Consider the following 18,551-nt stretch of genomic DNA (forward strand, 5'->3'; position numbering starts at 1 on the left):
TCAGCCCTGCTCGATCACATAGTCGGCGAGGGTGCCGACGTTCTCGAAGTGGTGCTGCTCCAGCGAGTCGGTGTCGAACTCGATGCCGAGTTCGTCCTCCAGCCGCATCAGCAGCTCCAGCACGCTGGTGGAGTCCAGGCCCAGGTCGTCGAAGAGACGCGGGGAATCGTCCCCGGGCTCCAGGTCGCGGTTGAGTACCTGGCCCAGCGACTCGTTGATCCTGGTGACGACGGTGGCGCGGGTGAGGTCGGACATGGTGGTCACTCTCCTTCGGTGGGTGTCCCGGCCTCGGCGGCCGGCGGGTCGTAGCGGTGCTGGCGGCCCAGCACGTCCTCGGTGGTGTCGCGCTCGCGGACCAGATGGGCCCGGCCGCCGTCCACGAGCACTTCCGCCGGGTAGCCGTGGCTCAGGAAGAGGACCGGCGAGGCGGTGGGGCCGTAGGCGCCGGAGCGGTCGACCCCGATGAGGTCCCCCGCCCGGACCGGGGGCAGCGGGACGTTCTTGCCGATGGTGTCGTTGGGGGTGCACAGCGGGCCGGTGACCATCCACGGCTGGTCGGCGGGCTCGCCGAGGCGGTTGAGGAGCCGCATGGGGAAGTTGCGCTTGACGAAGGAGCCGATGCCGACGGCCGCCATGTGATGGTTGGTCCCTCCGTCGGCGACCGCGAAGTTCTCCCCCATGGAGGTCTTCACGTAGCGGACCCGGACCACGTAGGTGCCTGCCGGGGCCGTCAGGTAGCGGCCCAGTTCCAGCAGCAGCCGCGTTCCGGGGTGGGCCCGGTGGAAGGATTCGACCAGCGGGTTGAGGCCCTTGGTCAGTACCTCCGGGTCCAGGTCCCGTTCCTTCTCGAAGTAGCCGACGCCCAGACCCCCGCCGACGTCGACGAGTTCGAGCCCGAAACCCAGCCGCGCGGAGACCCGTTCGGCGAGGTCCAGGATGCGTGCCGTGTTCTCGGCGATGACGTTCTCGTCGAGGATGCGGGTGCCCATGTAGGCGTGGACCCCCATGAGCCGCACATGCGGGTGCCGGTCGGCCAGGCCCTCGGCGCCGAGCAGCTGTTCCTCGTCGATGCCGAACTGGCGGGGCTTGCCGCCCATGGTGAGGCCGGACCCCTTGACCGCGAAACTCGGGTTGACCCGCAGGGCCACCGGGGCCACCACGCCCTGACCGGAGGCGATTTCGTCGACCAGCTCCAGCTCTTCGAAGGACTCCACGACTAAGGGCTGTCCCGTAATCCCCGGTGGATCAGCGCGCGGCGTCAGATGCGGTGCATCGCAAGGCGGAGGGGCGTTCGCATACTGGACGTATTCGGACGTTCCGACAACGCAGCGAGGTGCCGTAGCTGTCGTCGTGCGCCCGCCGGGGATTACGGGACAGCCCTTAGGGCGAGGATGCCTTCGGTGAGACAGGCGGTGATCTCCTCGCGGCTCTTGCCGGGCCCCAGGAAGATGATGTTGTGCGCCGGGACCCCGGCCCGCCGCGCGGTCACCAGCTCCGCCATCGAGGAGACCTCGGCACGTGCGCCCAGGGAGTGGAGCAGGGCGCAGACCGACACGTTGGGGTTGGCCTTGAGCGAGAAGAACATCTCCAGCGCCGGGTGCAGCGGGGCGCGCAGCCCCTCGAACTGCGCGCGCAGCACATCGCCGTCGTACAGATAGAACGGCGTGCCGAACTCCTCGGCGAGCCGGCCGATGCCCAGCCCCTGGACGTGGAATTCACCCGTCATGACGTCTTGTCCTCCTGTCCGAGCGCGGCCAGCAGGGCTGTGACCGCCTCATCGGTTCTCCCCAGGGACCGGGGGGAGTCCCCGATCAGCAGGGCGTGCAGCCGGCCCTCGTAGGCCGTGCCGTCCTGGGTGGCGGCCGCGTTCAGCGTCGAGAAGTTGCTGACGAGCAGTCCGCCGCCGGAGCCGGTGAACAGCAGCTCCCCCAGCAGGGCGCGGAGCCGGCCGAACCCGAGCGGTGTCCGCAGCCGGACCGGGTAGTGGCGGGCCAGGGTATGGCAGGCGGGGCCGAGGAACCGTTCCTGGAGCCGCGCCTGGTAGGTCGACATGTTGTGCCGGGCGTTGATCTCCACGACCGGGTAGACGCCGCCCTGCGGGTCCGTCATCGCGTCGACGCCGACGACCCCGAAGTACCCGTCGGCGGCGAGCCGTTCGCCGAGCACCTCGACGGTGTGGCGTACGGTGCCGAGCTGGTGGTCGGACAGCTGGGCCGGGAAGCGGTGGCCCTTGTGCACGCCGCCCTCGGTGAGGGCCTCCTTGACGAAGTCGAAATGGACGGAGCCGTCCCGGCCCAGGGTGAACTGGTAGTTGAGGTCGGTGGCCTTGTCGACCCACTCCTCCACGACCAGCACCACGCGGTCGTCGCCGGAGCGCCGGGCCCGCCGGTCGATCATCCGCCGCAGCGTGTCCAGCCGCCGTTCGTCGTCGATGACGTTGATGCCCTTGCCGGAGACACCGAAGGCGTCCTTGACCACGACGCGGCGTCCGGCCCGCAGCAGTTCGCGGGCTCCGGCGAGGGCGGTGTCCAGTTCGGCGAGGTCACCGCAGCTCCAGCCGGGTGCCTGCCGCAGCCCGGTGGCCTCCGCGATCGCCCGGCTGTAGATCTTGCTGTTGACGGCCTTGCAGAGGGCGGCGGACGGGGCGCCCAGCGGCAGCCCGGTGCGGTCGGAGAGCTGTTCCTCCAGGACGGAGGCGCCGTGCGGGACGATCCGGGCACCGGGCCCGAGGGCACGCAGTGTCTCCTGGAGGGCCGGGTCGGCGAGCGCGTCACGGGTCACCGTTCGCCCGGGGTCGCTGCCGGACGGGGTGTGCACCCGGGGAAGGTCCAGGCCCAGTTCGTCCAGGTAGCCCAGGTGTTCCGGATCGGGCGCCGCCTTGAGGACGACGTGGTCGTTCCGGCCGGCGAGCAGCAGTGTGAAGGCGTCCATGTGGTGGACGACGGCGCTGCCCGCAGAGAAGGCGACTCGCGGCAGGCCGGGCTCGCCCTCGGCCCACTCCTCCTCGACCTCGAAGTTTCCGAGGAGGACGAGCGGGGCGTCGGGGGAGCCGGTGAGGGCCGTTCGCAGCCGGCCCATGAAGTCGGGCGTCACGGGGACCGTTCCTTTCTGCCGGATCGGCTGGTCAGTGTTGGAGCACCATGGCGGAGAAGGTCGCGCCGAGGCCGACCGCCGCCATCAGGTAGCGGTCGCCGGGCCGGAGCAGCCCCCGGTCGGCGGCGGTGCGGTAGTTGAGGAAGGGGTCCGCGCAGAAGCAGTGGCCGGTGACGGGAACGTTCTCCAGCAGCACCTTCTCCAGTGGGATGCCGAGGTCCCGGCAGAGCCGCACCCAGGAGACCAGGTTCACGTTGTGCGGCAGGATCAGCGCCAGTTCACCGAGGGTGGTCCCGGCCCGCTCGACGGCGGCGAGCAGCACCTCGGCCAGGGCGGCGGGGTAGGCCCGCTGGAACTGGGCGGCCACTTCGGGGGTGAGCGAGAGCGCCGCGTTGAACCGGCCGTGGGTGCGCGTCGCATAGCCGAGAACCCGGTCGCGGTCACCGCCGACGCCGACCAGGACCGCCGCGGAGGCCTCCCCGTTGACGGCCGTCCCCGGCACCGTCCGGGCGGCCGGTGTGAACGTCTTCTCCCCGGTGAGTACGAGCGCCAGCGCGTCCGGGTCACCGTCGGAAGCCAGCAGCTTGCCGCACAGGTCCACGGCGAGCAGCCCGGAGGCACAGGCGTGCTGGAAGACGCTGAACGCCTGGGCGTGCCGCAGGCCCAGCGCGTCCCGCACCTCGTGCAGGGGGTTGACCGGGTAGGGCGCGACGGCCGGCATGGTCCGGGCCTGCACGACGTACCGCACCAGATGCTCGCGGCCGCGCAGCGCCTCCAGCCCCCGGGCCGTGGCGAGCATCAGGTCCGCCACCGTGCCAGTCGGCTCGCGCAGCACGTGGGAGAGCCCGAAGACTCTTCGCATCACGCGTAGTTGGTCGTCGTTCAGATCGAGTTCCGCCTGGAGGGAGGCCACCGGCACGCTCCGGGAGGGCAGCCGGGCCGAGACCGCCAGCAGCGCGGTCACGGGGCGGTCTCCGGCGGGTTCGTGTGCTGCCCGGTCGCCGCGCCGGCCAGATGGGCCGACAGGTCCTCGACACTGCGGTGGTCCCAGACGACGGTGGGGTCGACGGGGAAGCCGAGGTGGTCCTCCAGGTCGCCGCAGAGGACGAAGGCGTAGACGGAGTCCAGTCCGTAGTCACTGAGCGGGACGCCGGGGTCGATGGTCTCCGGAGCGCACTCCAGGTAGGAGGCGACCCGGTGGGTTATTTACTCCCGGAGTTCGGGGAGGCGGTCGGTGGCGGGCAAGGCGGTCTCCAGGTTCGGGTGCGGTGGGGTGTCAGCCGGGCAGGCCGCGGCCGGCGAGGTCGAAGCCCAGACCGGCGTCGTCGCGAGCGAGCAGGTTGCGGTACAGCGGCTCGGCCAGCTCCGGCGGAAGCCGGCCGTCGCCCCGGCCGGTCCGGTCGAGCAGCCGGGTGAGGGCGGCCTCGGCCCAGAGCGGGTCGGCGAGGAAGGGGTCGCCGCCGTCCCGGTTGTCCCGCCACGTCGTGAGGCAGCAGCCGGCGGCCAGCACTGTCGTGTAGCGTGCGGCCACCTCCAGGGCGTCTGCCGCGCCGCCGACCGCCAGATCCCGTGGCGCCAGCGCCGTCGCCTCGGCCCGTACCCGCTCCGCCTCGGCGGCGAAGACGGCTGCCAGACCCGCCAGGGCACGGTGTTCCGTGCTCCCGGCCAGTTCCCCGGCCACCCCGGCCGGTACGGCGGCCAGCTCGTCCGGTCCGTTGGCCGCGAGGGCGAGCCGCCCGAAGTCCAGCGGTGGCAGGGGCCCGCCGATCCGTGACAGCAGCGGGGGCGTCCCCTCGGCCCGGGCCGCCCGGCGGGCCGCGCCCGGCAGCTGCGGCAGGACGGTGGACAGGCAGACGACTCGGGCGGCATGGCCGAAGCCGACCACCTGGAGGTCCCGCAACTGCTTCTGGAAGATGGCGAACCCGCCCTCGCGCAGGTAGAAGTGCGCGCCCAGCACCACCGAGAGCCGGTCCATGGCGTCCGTGAGCCGCTTGGACACCAGGAACTTCACGGCGGAGGAGTACAGCGCGGTCGCCCCCGGCAGCAGGTGCACGGCACGGGCCCCGGTGGTGGCCATGGCGTCGCAGACCAGCAGATCGGTGAAGGCCTCGGCGAGGGTGCGGCGGACCAGGGGCAGATCGCTCGCGTATCCGCCGTACAGCCGCCGGCAGCGGACGAAGCGCAGGGTCGTCCGCAGCCCGGTGTCCAGGATCGGGACGGCCATCGCGGGCAGGGCGGTACGGGTGATCTGGAAGGAGCGGAACGCGTTCTCGACTCCCTGTCCGAGGCGTCCCACCACGCTCTCCGGGCCGACAGGGCAGTCGTCGAACTCGATGCCGCCGAGCCGTACCCCGCGCATACCGGCGCTGGGGAACCGCGGACGGTACCGGTAGCGGTCGGCCGGCAGCCCCTCCTTCTCCACCAGCAGCTGCGTGTGACAGCGGGACCCGGGACCGTCCGAGGTCCGGGCGAAGACCACCATCGCCTCGGCGCGTTCGGCGTTGCTGACCACCTCTTTGTGGCCGTGCAGCCGCAGGGTGCCGTCCGCCTGGGGGCGAGCGGCGAACGAGGCGCCCGCCAGGTCGTTCCCGTGCTCCAGCTCGTGGTAGAGGGTCGCCACGCGGCCGCCGCCGAGCAGCAGTGCGGCCAGCCGGCGCTGCTGCTCGGCGCTGCCCGAGGACCAGACGTTGACCGCCGCGATGAAGGAGGCGGCTCCGTACCCCAGGCCCAGCGCCGGGTCGCGCCGGAACACCGTACGTGCCACCTCGACCAGCCGGTCCAGCCGGTCCAGCCGGCCGCCGAGGCCGACCGGGACGAACTCGGCGCCCAGACCGTACGTGTCGAGCAGGCGTTCGGCGCCGGCCACCACCTCGTCCCGTTCGTCCGCCGCGACGGTGGCGGCGTGGCCGAGCGGGTTGGCGTCGTCCCAGGGGTCGCCGAAGGCCCGCTCCAGATCCGCGGCGCCGGGGCGCGCGGCCGGTGTCCTGCCGGTCACCGGGTCTCCTCTCCGGCCGGCGCCACCACAACCGGTGCGGCGGCGATGGTCTCCAGCGCATCGGACAGCCCGTCGAACTCCGCGTCGTCACCCGGCTCCGGGTCCTTCCGCACGAGCACCGCGGCCAGCGCGGCCCTGGCCCACACCGCGTCCCGCCACGGTTCGGGGCCGGCCCGGCGCCCGCCGTCCGCCGACCACAGGTGCAGCACGGCGGCTCCGGCGAAACACTCCTCGTACTCCTGGGCCAGGTCGAAGGCGCGGGCGGGCGGTATCCGCGAGGGGCGCAGCGCGGCCAGTTCACCGTGCAACGACTCGCAGCGGGCGAGAAGCCGCTCGGCCAGGGCGAGCAGCCGGGGGTCGGTCGCCTCCGCCGCGCGCAGGGCGGCGACGGCGGACGGCAGGTTCTGTACGAGACTGGCACCGCCGCGGGAGACCAGTTCCAGTCTGCCGGGGGCGAGGGGCGGCAGAGGCGACCGCGGGTCGGCCGCCGCCGCGAGCCCCGCCGCGTCCACCCGGCCCTCCCGGTAGCGGCGGGCCAGCACCGGGAACTGGTTGATCAGGGCATTGCGGTTGACCGCCTGGTTGCCGTCGAAGATGCCCACCACCCTGTGGTCCCGGACCAGCTTCTGGAATGTGCCGTGCTCGTGCACCCCGGTGAGGAACGCCCGGCCGCCCAGGAGTTCACCGCAGTCGGCGATGAGCGTCTCGACGCGTTCCGGCACGAAGGACTTCACCACGCTCGCCGCGACGCTCTGCTCGCCGGGCAGGGCACTTGCCGAGCGGTTCGCGACCAGGCTCACCGCCTCGCACGCCAGCAGCCTCGCGCGGGCGCGGCCGAGGGTCCGCCTCACGTGGGGGAAGCCGGCCAGGCGTCTGCCGTACAGCTCGCGCCCCTCGGTGAAGGCCACCGCCTGTCGCAGCGCGTGGTCGGCGGCGCCCAGCGAGAGCGCGGCGCAGACCGTCCGGGTGAGCTGAAGCGTCCTGAGAACGGTCTCGGCACCGTGCCCGGCCTCCCCGACGAGGGCGTCGTCCGGTACCAGAGCCCCGTCGAAGGCGATGCCGCTGATGTCGGCACCCCGGATGCCGTGGGTGCGCTGCTTGGGCAGACACCGGTGGCTTCCGGGCGCGAGCCGCTTCTTGTCGACCAGGAAGAGGCTGAGGGAGCGCGGTCCGCCCGCCGGGTCGGTGCGGGCGAGTACACAGATCAGCTCGCCCCGGGTGGCGTTGTTGATCAGCCACTTCTCACCGGTGAGCCGATGACCGCCCGAGGAACAGGGCTCGGCTGCCAGCTCGGTCGCGAGCAGATCGCTGCCGTGGGCGCGCTCGGTCAGCCCCCAGGAGACCGGTGCCCCGGCGGTGAGCCGGGTGGCGAGGGCACGGCCCTGCTCCGGGGTGCCGGCCGTCCATACGCAGGCCGCGCCGAGGTAGCTCTTGGCGTGGCCGATCGCCGCGGTGAGGTCGCGGCGGGCGACGACCCGGACCAGGTCGGCCAGCTCCTGGAGTCCGACGAGCGCCCCACCGAACTCCCGCGGTACGTAGTGCCGGGGCAGACCGATCCGGTCCAGCTCCGCGCAGATCTCCTCGGGGAATGCCTCGTCCCGGTCCAGTTCCGCGCAACGGGCGTACGAGAACGGGGTCCTGGGATCGGACGGGTCTCCGAGCGCCCGCTCCAGCCCGGCGGCGGTCAGGGCGCTCACTGGTGCGTCCCCGTCGCGGTGTGCGCGGCGCATGCCCGCTCCAGCACCGGACTCACCCGCTGTCCGATCACCCGTAGCTCCCCGCCCAGCAGGAGGTTCCGGGTCAGTGTGCGCTGGATCTTGCCGCTGGTGGTCCGCTGGACGTCACCGGGGCGGACCAGGACGACATTGGGCACGGCGACCCCGGACTCCCGGCCCAGAGCGCGGGTCACGTCGTCGATCAGCTGCCCGGCCGGGGTGGTTCCGAACAGGGCGGGGCGGGCTTCCTGCACCACCACCAGCTGGTCCCCGGCCGACGGCACGGTGAACACGGCGGTGGCGCTGCGCTCCAGCGCCGGATGGGTGGCGCGGACCGCCGCCTCCAGGTCGTGCGGATAGAGGTTGCGTCCGCCGAGGATCAGGAGCTCCTTGATCCTCCCGGTGACGTACAGCTCTCCGTCGGCCACTACCCCCGGTCCCCGGTGCGCAGCCAGCCGGACCGGCCGTCCCGGGTGACGGCGCCGAACGTCAGCGCGCTCTGCTCCTCGTTCTCCCAGTAGCCGCGGGCCACGCTGGGGCCGCGTACCCAGAGTTCACCGATGGCGCCCTCCGGCAGGACCGTGCCGTCGCCGGGGTCCACGGCGACCGCCTCGACTCCGGGGCAGAGCCGCCCGCTGCTGACCAGCCCGCGGACCTCCTTCGGGGATGTCGTGGGGCCGGCGGGGCGGAAGAGGTCCCGGTCCAGGGCTCCCGTGTCGACCGGGGTGATGACCGGCGGCCGGTAGGAGGGCGCACCGGAGACGCAGAGGGTGGCCTCGGCCAGACCGTAGCCGGGGGTCAACGCGTCGGCCCGGAGGCCGGCCGCGGCGAAACGCTCGGCGAAGGCGGTCAGCGTCCGGGCCGCTATCGGCTCGGAACCGTTCATGGCGTGGGTCCACCGGGACAGGTCGACGCCCTCCAGCTGGGCATCGGTGACCCGCTGGGTGCACAGGTCGTAGGCGAAGTTGGGTGCCGGTGACACCTGGAGGTCGTAGGCGTCCATCAACCGCAGCCACAGGTGCGGGCGTTTGAGGAAGGTCGCCGGTGACATCAGCACGATGGTGCTGCCCAGGGTGAGCGGGGTGATCAGGAGTCCGATAAGCCCGAAATCGTGATACATGGGCAGCCAGCCGCCCCAGCGTGTCTCCTGCCGGACGTCGACCGTGCCGGCGAACGCCTCGGCGTTGGCGAGTACGTTGCCGTGGTCAACGACGACGCCCTTGGGCTCGCTGGTCGAACCGGAGGTGTACTGGAGGAAGGCGACGGTGCGTGCCCCTGTCCGCGGCTCACGCCATTCTTCGGCAGGCGGCAGGCGGCAGGCGGCAGGCGGCAGGCGGCAGGCGGCAGGGAGTCGGGGGCCACGGCCAGTACCGGGAGGTTCTGGAGGCCGCACTCCCGGGTCCAGTCGCCGACCGCCGCGGCTGTCGAGGCGTCGGTGAGTACCGCGCTCACCCGGGCATCGCGGGCGATCCCGGCCAGCCGCTCGCGCTGGCGCCGGTAGCCGTCGGGCATCGGGGCGGGTACGGCGATCGCCCCGGCGTACAGGCAGCCGGTGAACCCGCGGGGGAATCCGAGCCCCGGCGGGTGGAGCAGCAGGACCCGGTCGCCCTCCTCCACGCCGGCGCGGCGGAGCAGGACCGCGGTGCGGCGGGCGGTCTCGTCCAGTTCTCCGTAAGTGGTTTCCTCGTAGGCCGTCGGGTCGGCCGGGTCGGCGCTGAATCCGACTGCGGGCCGGTCACCGTGTTCCGTGGCGCGTTCGCGCAGCAGGGCCACCAGACTCTCGCGCTCAGGCATTTAGGCAGACCTCCTGTGTAATTGTTTCCGGCGCCCGGCTATTCGTTCTCGACGCGGAGAAGGGCCCTGTGGAGCTTGCCGTGGATTGGCTGAAAAAAATCCGGTGAGGCCGGGGGGAGCGGAGGCCGTCGGTCCACCAGTTGGCCCTCTGGCCAGGTGATGCGCGCCAAGTCGGGTGTTCTCGGGGCTGGTTGAGGGGGGTGCGAGCGGCGTGGGATCGCCGAAGGGGCGACATCCCCGTAGGCATGCACAAGTCCGTACACGTTCAACTCGAACACCCCGTTGGCAATCAAAATGGGCCGAAAAATGCCCGTCGCTCGGTTGATCGTAAAGGAATGCAGATGACTTGGAAAGTCTCGATCAAATACTCGGCAGTAGGTCGGTGACGGGTGTCCGCATTTCGAATATTCGTGATGGCGTGCGCGGATCGAAGGGTGTGGGGCGAACTTATTCAGGCTTCCCTGCTGGTATTTAGAAAACGATTAAAAGATGGCTTGCCCGACCAATGTGCATTCAAAGGTATGGACCAATCCGATAAGGGGTGAAAGGTGAATTATCGGGATGGAGTGGCTGGGGTACGCCCCGTCGGGGCCGGGTGGGCCGGGCCGGGTGAGGGGGTGAACGGGCGTCTGGTTACCATATGAGCGCCGCCTAGCTCGAAAGATAAACCTGTGACTGTCAATGACGACGCGTTCACCAATTGGAAGCACCGCGAAGAAATCGCGGAGTCGATGATTCCGATCATCGGGAAGCTGCACCGCGAGCGGGACGTCACCGTCCTGCTGCACAGCCGCTCACTGGTCAACAAGTCGGTGGTGAGCATCCTCAAGACCCACCGCTTCGCCCGCCAGATCGACGGCGACGAGCTCTCGGTCACCGAGACCCTGCCCTTCCTGCAGGCCCTCACCACCCTGGACCTGGGCCCCTCCCAGATCGACATCGGCATGCTCGCCGCCCTCTACAAGGCCGACAACCGCGGCCTCGGCGAGGCGGGGTTCACCGCCGAGGCCGTCTCCGGAGCCATCGGCGACAACAAGATCGAGCGCCGCGAGTCGCGCGACGTGGTCCTCTACGGCTTCGGCCGCATCGGCCGCCTCCTGGCCCGGCTGCTCATCGAGAAGGCGGGCTCGGGCAACGGCCTGCGGCTGCGCGCCATCGTGGTCCGCAAGGGCGCGGGCCAGGACATCGTCAAGCGCGCCTCACTGCTGCGGCGCGACTCCATCCACGGCCAGTTCCAGGGCACGATCACCGTGGACGAGGCCAACAACCGGATCGTCGCCAACGGCAACGAGATCCAGGTCATCTACTCGGACGACCCGACCACCGTCGACTACACCGCGTACGGCATCAATGACGCGATCCTCATCGACAACACCGGCAGGTGGCGCGACCGCGAGGGCCTGTCCAAGCACCTGCGCCCCGGCATCGCCAAGGTCGTCCTGACCGCGCCCGGCAAGGGCGACGTCCCCAACATCGTGCACGGCGTCAACCACGGGACGATCAAGCCGGACGAGCAGATCATCTCCTGCGCCTCCTGCACCACCAACGCGATCGTGCCGCCGCTCAAGGCGATGGCCGACGAGTACGGCGTGCTGCGCGGACACGTGGAGACCATCCACTCGTTCACCAACGACCAGAACCTGCTGGACAACTACCACGGCTCCGACCGCCGGGGCCGCTCCGCGCCGCTCAACATGGTGATCACGGAGACGGGCGCCGCCTCAGCCGTCGCGAAGGCGCTGCCCGACCTGGAGGCGACCATCACGGGCAGCTCCATCCGGGTCCCCGTGCCGGACGTCTCGATCGCGATCCTCAGCCTCAAGCTCGGCCGCGAGACCACCCGCACCGAGGTCCTCGACCACCTCCGCGAGGTGTCGCTGACCTCCCCGCTGAAGCGGCAGATCGACTTCACGACCGCCCCGGACGCGGTGTCGAGCGACTTCATCGGCTCCCGGCACGCCTCCATCGTGGACGCCGGCCCCACCCAGGTGGACGGCGACAACGCGATCCTCTACCTCTGGTACGACAACGAGTTCGGCTACTCGTGCCAGGTCATCCGGGTCGTCCAGTACGTCTCCGGGGTGGAGTACCCGACGTTCCCCGTCCCGGTCGTCTGACCCGGGCCGGACGACGACAGGTCCCGCCCGCCCTCGACACAGAGGGCGGGCGGGACCTCGCCCGTCAGGCCGTGCCGCCGGAGACCGCCGCCGGTGCGGGCGCGTACCCCGTGGCGCGGGTGGTGAACGTGCCCCGGCCCTGCGTACGGCTCCGCAGCCGCGTCGCGTAACCGAACAGCTCGGCCAGCGGCACGGTCGCGGTGACCACCGCGGCGGCGCCCCGCGTGGTGGACCCGGAGACCCGGCCGCGCCGGGCGGCCAGATCGCCGAGCACCCCGCCGACCGCGTCGTCCGGCACGGTGACCGTGACCTCGACCACCGGCTCCAGCAGCACCATCGCGCTCGCCCGCAGCGCCTCCCGGAGCGCGAACCGCCCGGCCGTGCGGAACGCCATCTCCGAGGAGTCCTTGGAGTGCGTGGCGCCGTCGACCAGCGTCACCCGCACCCCGGTCACCGGATGCCCGCCCAGCGGCCCCTCGGCCAGCGCGTCCCGGCAGCCCGCCTCGACCGCCCGCACGTACTCCGCCGGCACCCGGCCGCCGACGACCGCCGAACGGAACGCGAACACCGCCTCCTCGCCGTCGCCCGCCTCCAGCGGTTCGACGTCGATGACGACATGGGCGAACTGCCCGGCCCCGCCGTCCTGTTTGACGTGCCGGTAGACCAGCCCGGACACCCCGCGCACCAGCGTCTCCCGGTGCGCGACCTGCGGCCGGCCGACCCGGACGTCCAGGCCGTGGTCGCGGCGGATCTTCTCCGCGGCCACCTCCAGATGCAGCTCGCCCATGCCCGACAGCACCGTCTGACCCGTCTCGGCGTCCGTACGCACCACCAGCGACGGGTCCTCCTCGGCCAGCCGGACCAGGGCGGCCATCAGCCGCTCCGTGTCCGTGCTCCGCCGTGCCTCCACGGCCACGGACACGACCGGCTCGGCCACCGAGGGCGGTTCCAGGACCAGCGGGGCGTCCGGCGCGCACAGCGTGGCGCCCGGACGGACCGACTTCGGGCCGATGACCGCGACGATGTCCCCGGCCACCGCCGTGTCCACATCGACATGGCGGTCCGCCCGCACCCGCAGGATGCGGCCGACGCGCTCACCGCGCCCGGTGCTCGCGTCCAGCACGGTCTGCCCCTTTCCGATCGTTCCCGAGTACACGCGCAGATAGGTCAGCCGGCCCGTCGCCGTCGCGTTCACCTTGAACGCCAGCGCGGCGAACGGCCCCGCCGGATCGGCGGCCCGCTCCCGCACCTCGTCGCCGAACACGCCCCGTACCGGCGGCACGTCGGCGGGCGAGGGCAGATACGCCACGACCGCCTCCAGCAACGGCTCCACACCCCGGTTGCGGTACGCCGAACCGCACAGCACCACGACCCCCTCACCGGTGTGCGTCAGATCGCGCAGCGCCCCGGCGAGCGTCGCCTCCGAAAGCTCGGAGCGTACGCAGAACTCCTCCAGCGCCGTCGGATGCAGCTCCGCCACCGCCTCCTCCAGGAGCCGCCTGCGCCGCACCGCCTCCTCGCGCAGTTCGGCGGGCACCGCGCACTCCTCGTAGGTGTCGGCGCCGTCCGCCCACACCAGGGCGCGCATCCGCAGCAGGTCCACGACGCCGCGGAAGGCGTCCTCGCTGCCGATGGGCAGCTGGACCACCAGTGGGACGGTGTGCAGCCGGTCCCGGATGGAGGCGACGGCCGTGTCCAGGTCGGCGCCCGCCCGGTCCAGCTTGTTGACGAAGGCGATCCTCGGGACGGAGTGCCGGTCCGCCTGGTGCCACACCGACTCGCTCTGCGGCTCCACCCCGGCCACCGCGTCGAACACCGCGATCGCGCCGTCGAGCACCCGCAGCGAGCGTTCGACCTCGTCGGCGAAGTCGACGTGCCCCGGTGTGTCGATGAGGTTGATGCGGTGACCGTCCCACGAACAGCTCACGGCGGCGGCGAAGATGGTGATGCCCCGGTCGCGTTCCTGGGAGTCGAAGTCCGTGATGGTCGTCCCGTCGTGGACCTCACCGCGCTTGTGGGTGGTGCCGGTGGTGTAGAGGATGCGCTCGGTGACGGTCGTCTTGCCGGCGTCGACGTGGGCCAGGATGCCCAGGTTGCGAACGGTGTCGAGTGCGGCGTCGAGGGAACGGTGCTGGTGGGTACGCACGGCCGGTGGCCTTTCGGATGATCCGGAAGAAGACGGCGCGATTCCCGGACGGAACGGCCCGCGAGGGGCGTGGCGGAACCCGTCACCCCGCCTCTCGGCACAGGGGTGACCACACGTCAGGAGACGGCAGAGGCCCGCGTGTTCGTCACGGGGTCCGGGGCCGGCCGCGCAGCCGGCGCCGGGCGGCGCGAGACACCAGGATCACCTCGAACCGCGACGCGGGGACGACGGCGGCGGTGCGCTGACGCACGGCGGTCTCCCCTCGACGGTCACGGCACGAGCGCCGGCGGAACCCGGCGCGGTGTGGGGCGAGTCTAGGGAAGGCGGCGGGTGCGGGGGTACCGGTTTTTCGGCCGGGCCAGGGGCCGGCAGGCGCTCCGGCAGCGGCGCAGCGCGCTCCGGCCGCAGCCGCGCCACTCCGCGGGCGAGGGACCGGTGCCCCGGCCGCCCCGGGTGATCAGGGCGTTCACGGGGGTGTGCGGGTCCAGAGCCATCGTGCGCGCGAACAGCACGCCGATCACGAGCGGGGCGAGCGAGAGGGCGAGCGTGGTGCCGGCACTGGTGACGTGCCGGATGCGGAGCCGCTGTGCGTCGGGAACCATGATCCCATTCCAGCGTCCGCGCCCCGGCCGGGGATCGGGTGACGTACTCAGACCGCACGGCCCGGATACTCACTCCGGGCCGTGCGGTCCTCCGGGACGGTCAGGCGTCGGTACCGGAACCGGAACCGGTGTTCGGGGCCGCCTTGATGCCCTTGGTGATCTCGTCCATGACGGACAGCGAGGGGGCCTTGTCGTTGATGTCGAAGCCCGAGCGGACCACGATCATCCTGTCCTCGGCCAGCGGGGACGGGAAGGCCAGCGACTCGACGTAGCCGTCGTCACCGTTCTTCGTCACCACCTTCCAGCGCACCCGGTAGCCCCGCTGTCCGGCCACCGTGACGGCTTCGGACTTCAGCTCCTTGTGCGAGGTGATGCCGCCGTAGCCCTCTTCGCCGTAGGACGCCTCGGCGTTGTTCCCGATGTCCTTCTCGGCCGTGGCCTTCGGGGTCGAGGTGGTCAGCTCCAGGGCCTCGGCCGGGACGGAGAACACCCCGCCGCGCACGCAGTTCTTCCCGGTGTCGCCGGGGCAGGGGTAGGAACCGGTGGTCACCCCGGCGCCCATGCCGGACTCGCCCTTCCAGCCGTCCGGGACCGGAATGCTGATGCCGCTGGCCAGGTCCGTCGCGTAGCCGTCCTCGGCCGGCAGCCCCTGGTCCGGCGTCCCGCGCTCGCCGTCGCCCCGGTCCTCGCCGTCGCCGCCGCCGGAGTCGCCGCGCTGCCGGTCGGGGGAGGGCGACTCGGCGGAGGGGGAGTCGGACGGGGCGGAGACCGCCGTGTCGCTCCTGCCGTCCGAGTCGTCGGTCAGCAGATAGACGCCGCCCCCGATCGCGGCGAGCACCACCACGGCGGCGGTGACACCGGCCGCGACGCGGACGCGCCGGCCGCGGGTGGCCGCCGGAGGCACCCGGAGGTGGTCGGTCCACTGGGTGCCGTCCCACCAGCGCTCGTGGCGGGGGCCAAATCCTGAATACCCGGGGTCTGGATGCCAGCCGGGAGGGCTCGTCTGGGTCACGCCGACACCGTAGCGGGGCTGCCTGAGAATCCTATGAACTGGGTGGCGCCCCACCCGGCAACGGGCGTGCGCCCGCGCACATTTCCCTCCCTTTCTGGTCTAGACAATTGGCGGGGTGGTCGCTAACATCCGCCGACGAGGCGCGGCGGGCCCGGTTCGTCCGCGTCGGCCCGATCGCGCCGGAAGTGAGACCCCATGGAAGCGACCGCCCCCGACCGTCGTTTCGCCGAGGACTACCGCCTCGCCCGGGAGATACCGCGCGACGGGCTGACCGCGTGGCGCGCCGCGATCGCCGCCGAGATGGACCTCGCCCCCGGCGCCACCCTCCTGGACGTCGGCGCGGGCACCGGCTCCTTCGCCTCGGCGTTCGCCGACTGGTTCGGGGCACGGGTGCTGGCCGTGGAACCGGCCTCCGCCATGCGGGCACTGATCCCCCGGCAGGGGCGGATCGAGGCGCTGGACGGACGGGCCGAGGGGCTGCCGGTGCCGGACGGCTGCGCGGACGCGGCCTGGCTCGGGTCGGTCGTCCACCACATCGGTGATCTGGACGCCGCCGCCCGGGAGTTGCGCAGAGCGCTGAAGCCCGGCGCCCCGGTGCTCATCCGCAACTCGTTCCCCGGCCGGTGCGCCCGCGACCTGCGGGTGCGGTTCTTCCCCGGCGCCGAACGCATCGTGGACGGCTATCCGACCGTGGAGCGGACCTGTGCCGCGTTCGCGGGGGCCGGATTCACCCGCGTCGCCCTGCACGCGGTGCCGCAGGAGAGCGCCCCGAGCCTCGCCGCCTTCGCCGACCGGATCAGACGCGACACGGACGCCAAGCTGCGCGGCCTGGACGACGAGGAGTTCGAGCGCGGGATGCGCCGGCTGCGTACGGCGGCGGAGCAGGAACCGGACCGCCCCGCCGTCAGCTGGATGGACCTGCTGGTACTGGTCCGGGGCCCGGCCGGGACGCTGTCCGACGGACCGTCACCGAGGTGATGGCGGCGGCCCGTCACCGGGGTGATCCGGGCGGGCGTCGACGGGGCGTTATCCGGCGGGCGGTGGCCGGGGTGATCATTAGGCTTGTCGGATGACACCTTCCCGCTATCCCTCCAAGCCGCGCCCCGGTGACCGCGTCGCCGTGCTCTCGCCCTCCTCCGGACTGCCCGGCCTCTTCCCCCTCCCGTACGAACTCGGCCTGCGCAGGCTCCGGGAGGAGTTCGGCCTGGAGCCCGTGGAATACCCCACCACCCGGAAGATGGGGTCGAGCCCGCAGGAGCGCGCCGCCGACATCCACGCGGCGTTCGCCGACCCGGAGATCAAGGCCGTCATCGCCACCATCGGCGGGGAGGACCAGATCACCGTGCTCTCCCACCTGGACCGTGAACTGCTGCGGGCCAACCCCAAGCCGTTCTTCGGCTACAGCGACTGCACCAACCTGCTCCTCCTCCTCGACAACCTCGGGATCGTCGGCTACCACGGCGGCTCGGTGATGGTCGAACTCGGCCGCCCCGGCGCACTGCACCCCTTCGTCGCCGACTCCGTCCGGGCCGCCCTGTTCACGCACGGCCCGTACGAGCTGACGCCGGCCGGGGAGACGGGCAGCGTCAACCGGCCCTGGGACGACCCGCGCACCTTCGACGCCGAACCCGAACTGCTCCCCGGCGAGGGGTGGATCTGGCACAACGCGGGCCGGGTGGTCGAGGGCGCGAGCTGGGGCGGCAACCTGGAGATCCTGGCCTGGCTGCTGATGGCCGACCGGGAGATCCTGCCCCCGGAGGCGTACGAGGGGCGGGTGCTGTTCCTGGAGACCTCGGAGGAACTGCCCTCCGCCGACGAGGTGTACCGCATCCTGCGCAACATGGGGGAGCGCGGCCTGCTGCGCCGCTTCCCCGCCCTGCTCATGGCACGGGCCAAGAACTGGTCCTTCGACAAGCCACTCGACCCCGAGGCGGGCGCGCGCTACCGGCGGGAGCAGCGCGATGCCGTGCTGCGGGCGCTCACGGAGTACGCCCCCGACACGATGGCCGTCTTCGACGTCGACTGCGGCCACACGGACCCGCAGGCGATCATCCCGCTCGGCGGCCTGATCAGGGTGGACGGCGAGGCGCGCCGCATCGTCGTCACATACTGAGCGGCCCTCCGCCGTGTGGTCCGACCACATACCGTGTGTGACATAGTGGGATGTTCCGACCGGAACAGAGGATGGCCGATGCCCGTCGAATGGGAGCCCGTACGGCAGTCGCGTACGCATGAACTGGTGCTCCGGAGCATCGAGCAGCGGGTGTTCGCGGGCGACCTCAGAGCCGGTGACCGGCTGCCGCCCGAACGGGAACTGGCCCCCGTCCTCGGCGTGAGCCGCTCGGCGCTGCGCGAGGCGCTGCGGGTGCTGGAGACCATCGGTGTGCTGGTCGCCCAGCCGGGCCGCGGCCCGGACGCGGGCGCCCGCATCGTCCGCAACCCCGACGACGCCCTCGGCCGGCTGCTCCGGCTCCACTTCGCCCTCGGCAGCTACAGCCTGGGGGACATGCTGGAGGCCCGCGTCGTGCTGGAGCGGTCCAGCTTCGAGGCGGCCGCGCGCCACGCCGTACCGGCCGACCTCGACGAGGCGGAGGCGCTGGTCGCGCGGATGGCGGAGCCCGGCATCGCGGTGCCCGAGTTCAACGACCTGGACACCCGCTTCCACGTCCGGATCGCCCGCGGCTCCGGCAACGCCCTCACCTCCACGCTCACCTCCGCCGTGCGCGAGTCCGTACGGCCGCTGATCCTGCGCGCCCTGGCGGCGGAGCCCGACTGGCCCGCCACCGCCGCCGCGCTCAACGCGGACCACGCCGAACTGCTGCGGCTGGTGCGCGCGGGCGAGGGGGCGCGGGCGGCCGACCTGGTCGAGCGCCACATCCGGGGGCTGCACGGCACCCTCGTCGCCGACCCGCCGCCCGGGGCCTGACCCGTACGAACCAGGAGCCGCCGCACCGCCCCGCCGGGGAGCGGTGCGGCGGCTCTCTCGTATGCGCGCGGCGGACACCCCGTGCGAGCCGAGCGTAGTATGGTCGGACCATAAACCGGACGCGCGACGCCCGCCCACCGAGAGCCATGAC

15 protein-coding genes and 3 pseudogenes are annotated in these 18,551 nt (G+C 72.1%); 4 read left to right on the forward strand and 14 right to left on the reverse strand.

Annotation, left to right across the window (positions count from 1 at the left end; genetic code table 11):
* From DNK56_RS32525 to DNK56_RS36530, 11 genes and pseudogenes are all read right to left on the reverse strand, one after another.
* The gene (locus tag DNK56_RS32525) at positions 1-255 is read right to left on the reverse strand and encodes an acyl carrier protein (protein WP_446750374.1); all 255 of its coding nucleotides are present in this window, start codon (positions 253-255) and stop codon (positions 1-3) included.
* Positions 256-260: 5 nt separating this feature from the next.
* Positions 261-1,220 (reverse strand): annotated as a pseudogene (locus DNK56_RS32530) (diaminopimelate decarboxylase); the annotation flags it as partial.
* Positions 1,221-1,373: 153 nt separating this feature from the next.
* Positions 1,374-1,726, reverse strand: a pseudogene (locus tag DNK56_RS32535) (diaminopimelate decarboxylase); the annotation flags it as partial.
* Positions 1,723-3,093 (reverse strand): preATP grasp domain-containing protein, encoded by a 1,371-nt coding sequence (locus DNK56_RS32540; protein WP_241990157.1) that lies wholly within the window; start codon positions 3,091-3,093, stop codon positions 1,723-1,725. The pseudogene DNK56_RS32535 and the gene DNK56_RS32540, both read right to left, overlap by 4 nt.
* Before the next feature lie 31 nt (positions 3,094-3,124).
* Complete coding sequence (locus DNK56_RS32545) at positions 3,125-4,057, reverse strand: 3-oxoacyl-[acyl-carrier-protein] synthase III C-terminal domain-containing protein (protein ID WP_111339343.1); 933 nt, start codon at positions 4,055-4,057, stop codon at positions 3,125-3,127.
* Entirely contained in the window at positions 4,054-4,299 is a 246-nt protein-coding gene (locus DNK56_RS32550; protein ID WP_342211050.1) for an acyl carrier protein, read from the reverse strand. Before DNK56_RS32550 ends, DNK56_RS32545 begins: the two co-directional genes overlap by 4 nt.
* A 70-nt stretch (positions 4,300-4,369) precedes the next feature.
* Entirely contained in the window at positions 4,370-6,088 is a 1,719-nt protein-coding gene (locus DNK56_RS32555) for an acyl-CoA dehydrogenase (protein WP_111339344.1), read from the reverse strand.
* Positions 6,085-7,818: an acyl-CoA dehydrogenase family protein gene (locus tag DNK56_RS32560; protein ID WP_241990158.1), complete on the reverse strand. Its 1,734-nt coding sequence runs from the start codon at positions 7,816-7,818 to the stop codon at positions 6,085-6,087. The genes DNK56_RS32555 and DNK56_RS32560 overlap by 4 nt, the downstream gene beginning before the upstream one ends.
* Positions 7,782-8,231: a hypothetical protein gene (locus DNK56_RS32565; protein ID WP_111339345.1), complete on the reverse strand. Its 450-nt coding sequence runs from the start codon at positions 8,229-8,231 to the stop codon at positions 7,782-7,784. Before DNK56_RS32565 ends, DNK56_RS32560 begins: the two co-directional genes overlap by 37 nt.
* Entirely contained in the window at positions 8,231-9,196 is a 966-nt protein-coding gene (locus DNK56_RS36345; protein WP_158558451.1) for an AMP-binding protein, read from the reverse strand. The genes DNK56_RS32565 and DNK56_RS36345 overlap by 1 nt, the downstream gene beginning before the upstream one ends.
* Positions 9,197-9,237: 41 nt before the next feature.
* Positions 9,238-9,597: pseudogene (locus DNK56_RS36530) on the reverse strand (AMP-binding protein); the annotation flags it as partial.
* 671 nt (positions 9,598-10,268) lie between these two features.
* Between DNK56_RS36530 and DNK56_RS32580 the strand changes: the two are divergent.
* The gene (locus tag DNK56_RS32580) at positions 10,269-11,714 is read left to right on the forward strand and encodes a glyceraldehyde-3-phosphate dehydrogenase (RefSeq protein WP_111339347.1); all 1,446 of its coding nucleotides are present in this window, start codon (positions 10,269-10,271) and stop codon (positions 11,712-11,714) included.
* 64 nt (positions 11,715-11,778) lie between these two features.
* Here DNK56_RS32580 and fusA read toward each other — a convergent pair whose 3' ends face one another.
* From fusA to DNK56_RS32595, 3 genes are all read right to left on the reverse strand, one after another.
* A complete protein-coding gene (gene fusA, locus DNK56_RS32585) occupies positions 11,779-13,860 on the reverse strand; it encodes an elongation factor G (RefSeq protein ID WP_111339348.1) in 2,082 nt (693 codons plus the stop codon).
* Positions 13,861-14,174: 314 nt separating this feature from the next.
* A complete protein-coding gene (locus DNK56_RS32590) occupies positions 14,175-14,462 on the reverse strand; it encodes a hypothetical protein (RefSeq protein ID WP_111339349.1) in 288 nt (95 codons plus the stop codon).
* A gap of 100 nt (positions 14,463-14,562) precedes the next feature.
* Positions 14,563-15,474, reverse strand: coding sequence for a DUF2510 domain-containing protein (locus DNK56_RS32595; protein ID WP_111339350.1), 912 nt, complete (start codon positions 15,472-15,474; stop codon positions 14,563-14,565).
* Positions 15,475-15,669: 195 nt separating this feature from the next.
* Between DNK56_RS32595 and DNK56_RS32600 the strand changes: the two genes are divergently transcribed.
* From DNK56_RS32600 to DNK56_RS32610, 3 genes are all read left to right on the forward strand, one after another.
* A complete protein-coding gene (locus DNK56_RS32600; protein WP_111339351.1) occupies positions 15,670-16,452 on the forward strand; it encodes a class I SAM-dependent methyltransferase in 783 nt (260 codons plus the stop codon).
* Positions 16,453-16,543: 91 nt separating this feature from the next.
* Positions 16,544-17,587: a S66 family peptidase gene (locus tag DNK56_RS32605; RefSeq protein ID WP_111339352.1), complete on the forward strand. Its 1,044-nt coding sequence runs from the start codon at positions 16,544-16,546 to the stop codon at positions 17,585-17,587.
* Positions 17,588-17,665: 78 nt separating this feature from the next.
* Positions 17,666-18,400, forward strand: coding sequence for a FadR/GntR family transcriptional regulator (locus DNK56_RS32610; protein ID WP_111339353.1), 735 nt, complete (start codon positions 17,666-17,668; stop codon positions 18,398-18,400).
* Positions 18,401-18,551 lie beyond the last annotated feature (151 nt).

The sequence above is a fragment of the Streptomyces sp. AC1-42W genome, assembly GCF_003248355.1.
Taxonomy (GTDB): Bacteria; Actinomycetota; Actinomycetes; order Streptomycetales; family Streptomycetaceae; genus Streptomyces.

What these genes read in the sequence shown, in the direction of transcription:
- DNK56_RS32590 (WP_111339349.1), bottom strand. Translation starts at nt 14,462, where the DNA reads ATGGTTCCCGACGCACAGCGGCTCCGCATCCGGCACGTCACCAGTGCC.
- DNK56_RS32560 (WP_241990158.1), bottom strand. Translation starts at nt 7,818, where the DNA reads ATGCGCCGCGCACACCGCGACGGGGACGCACCAGTGAGCGCCCTGACC.
- DNK56_RS32610 (WP_111339353.1), top strand. Translation starts at nt 17,666, where the DNA reads ATGCCCGTCGAATGGGAGCCCGTACGGCAGTCGCGTACGCATGAACTG.
- DNK56_RS32600 (WP_111339351.1), top strand. Translation starts at nt 15,670, where the DNA reads ATGGAAGCGACCGCCCCCGACCGTCGTTTCGCCGAGGACTACCGCCTC.
- DNK56_RS32605 (WP_111339352.1), top strand. Translation starts at nt 16,544, where the DNA reads ATGACACCTTCCCGCTATCCCTCCAAGCCGCGCCCCGGTGACCGCGTC.
- DNK56_RS32525 (WP_446750374.1), bottom strand. Translation starts at nt 255, where the DNA reads ATGTCCGACCTCACCCGCGCCACCGTCGTCACCAGGATCAACGAGTCG.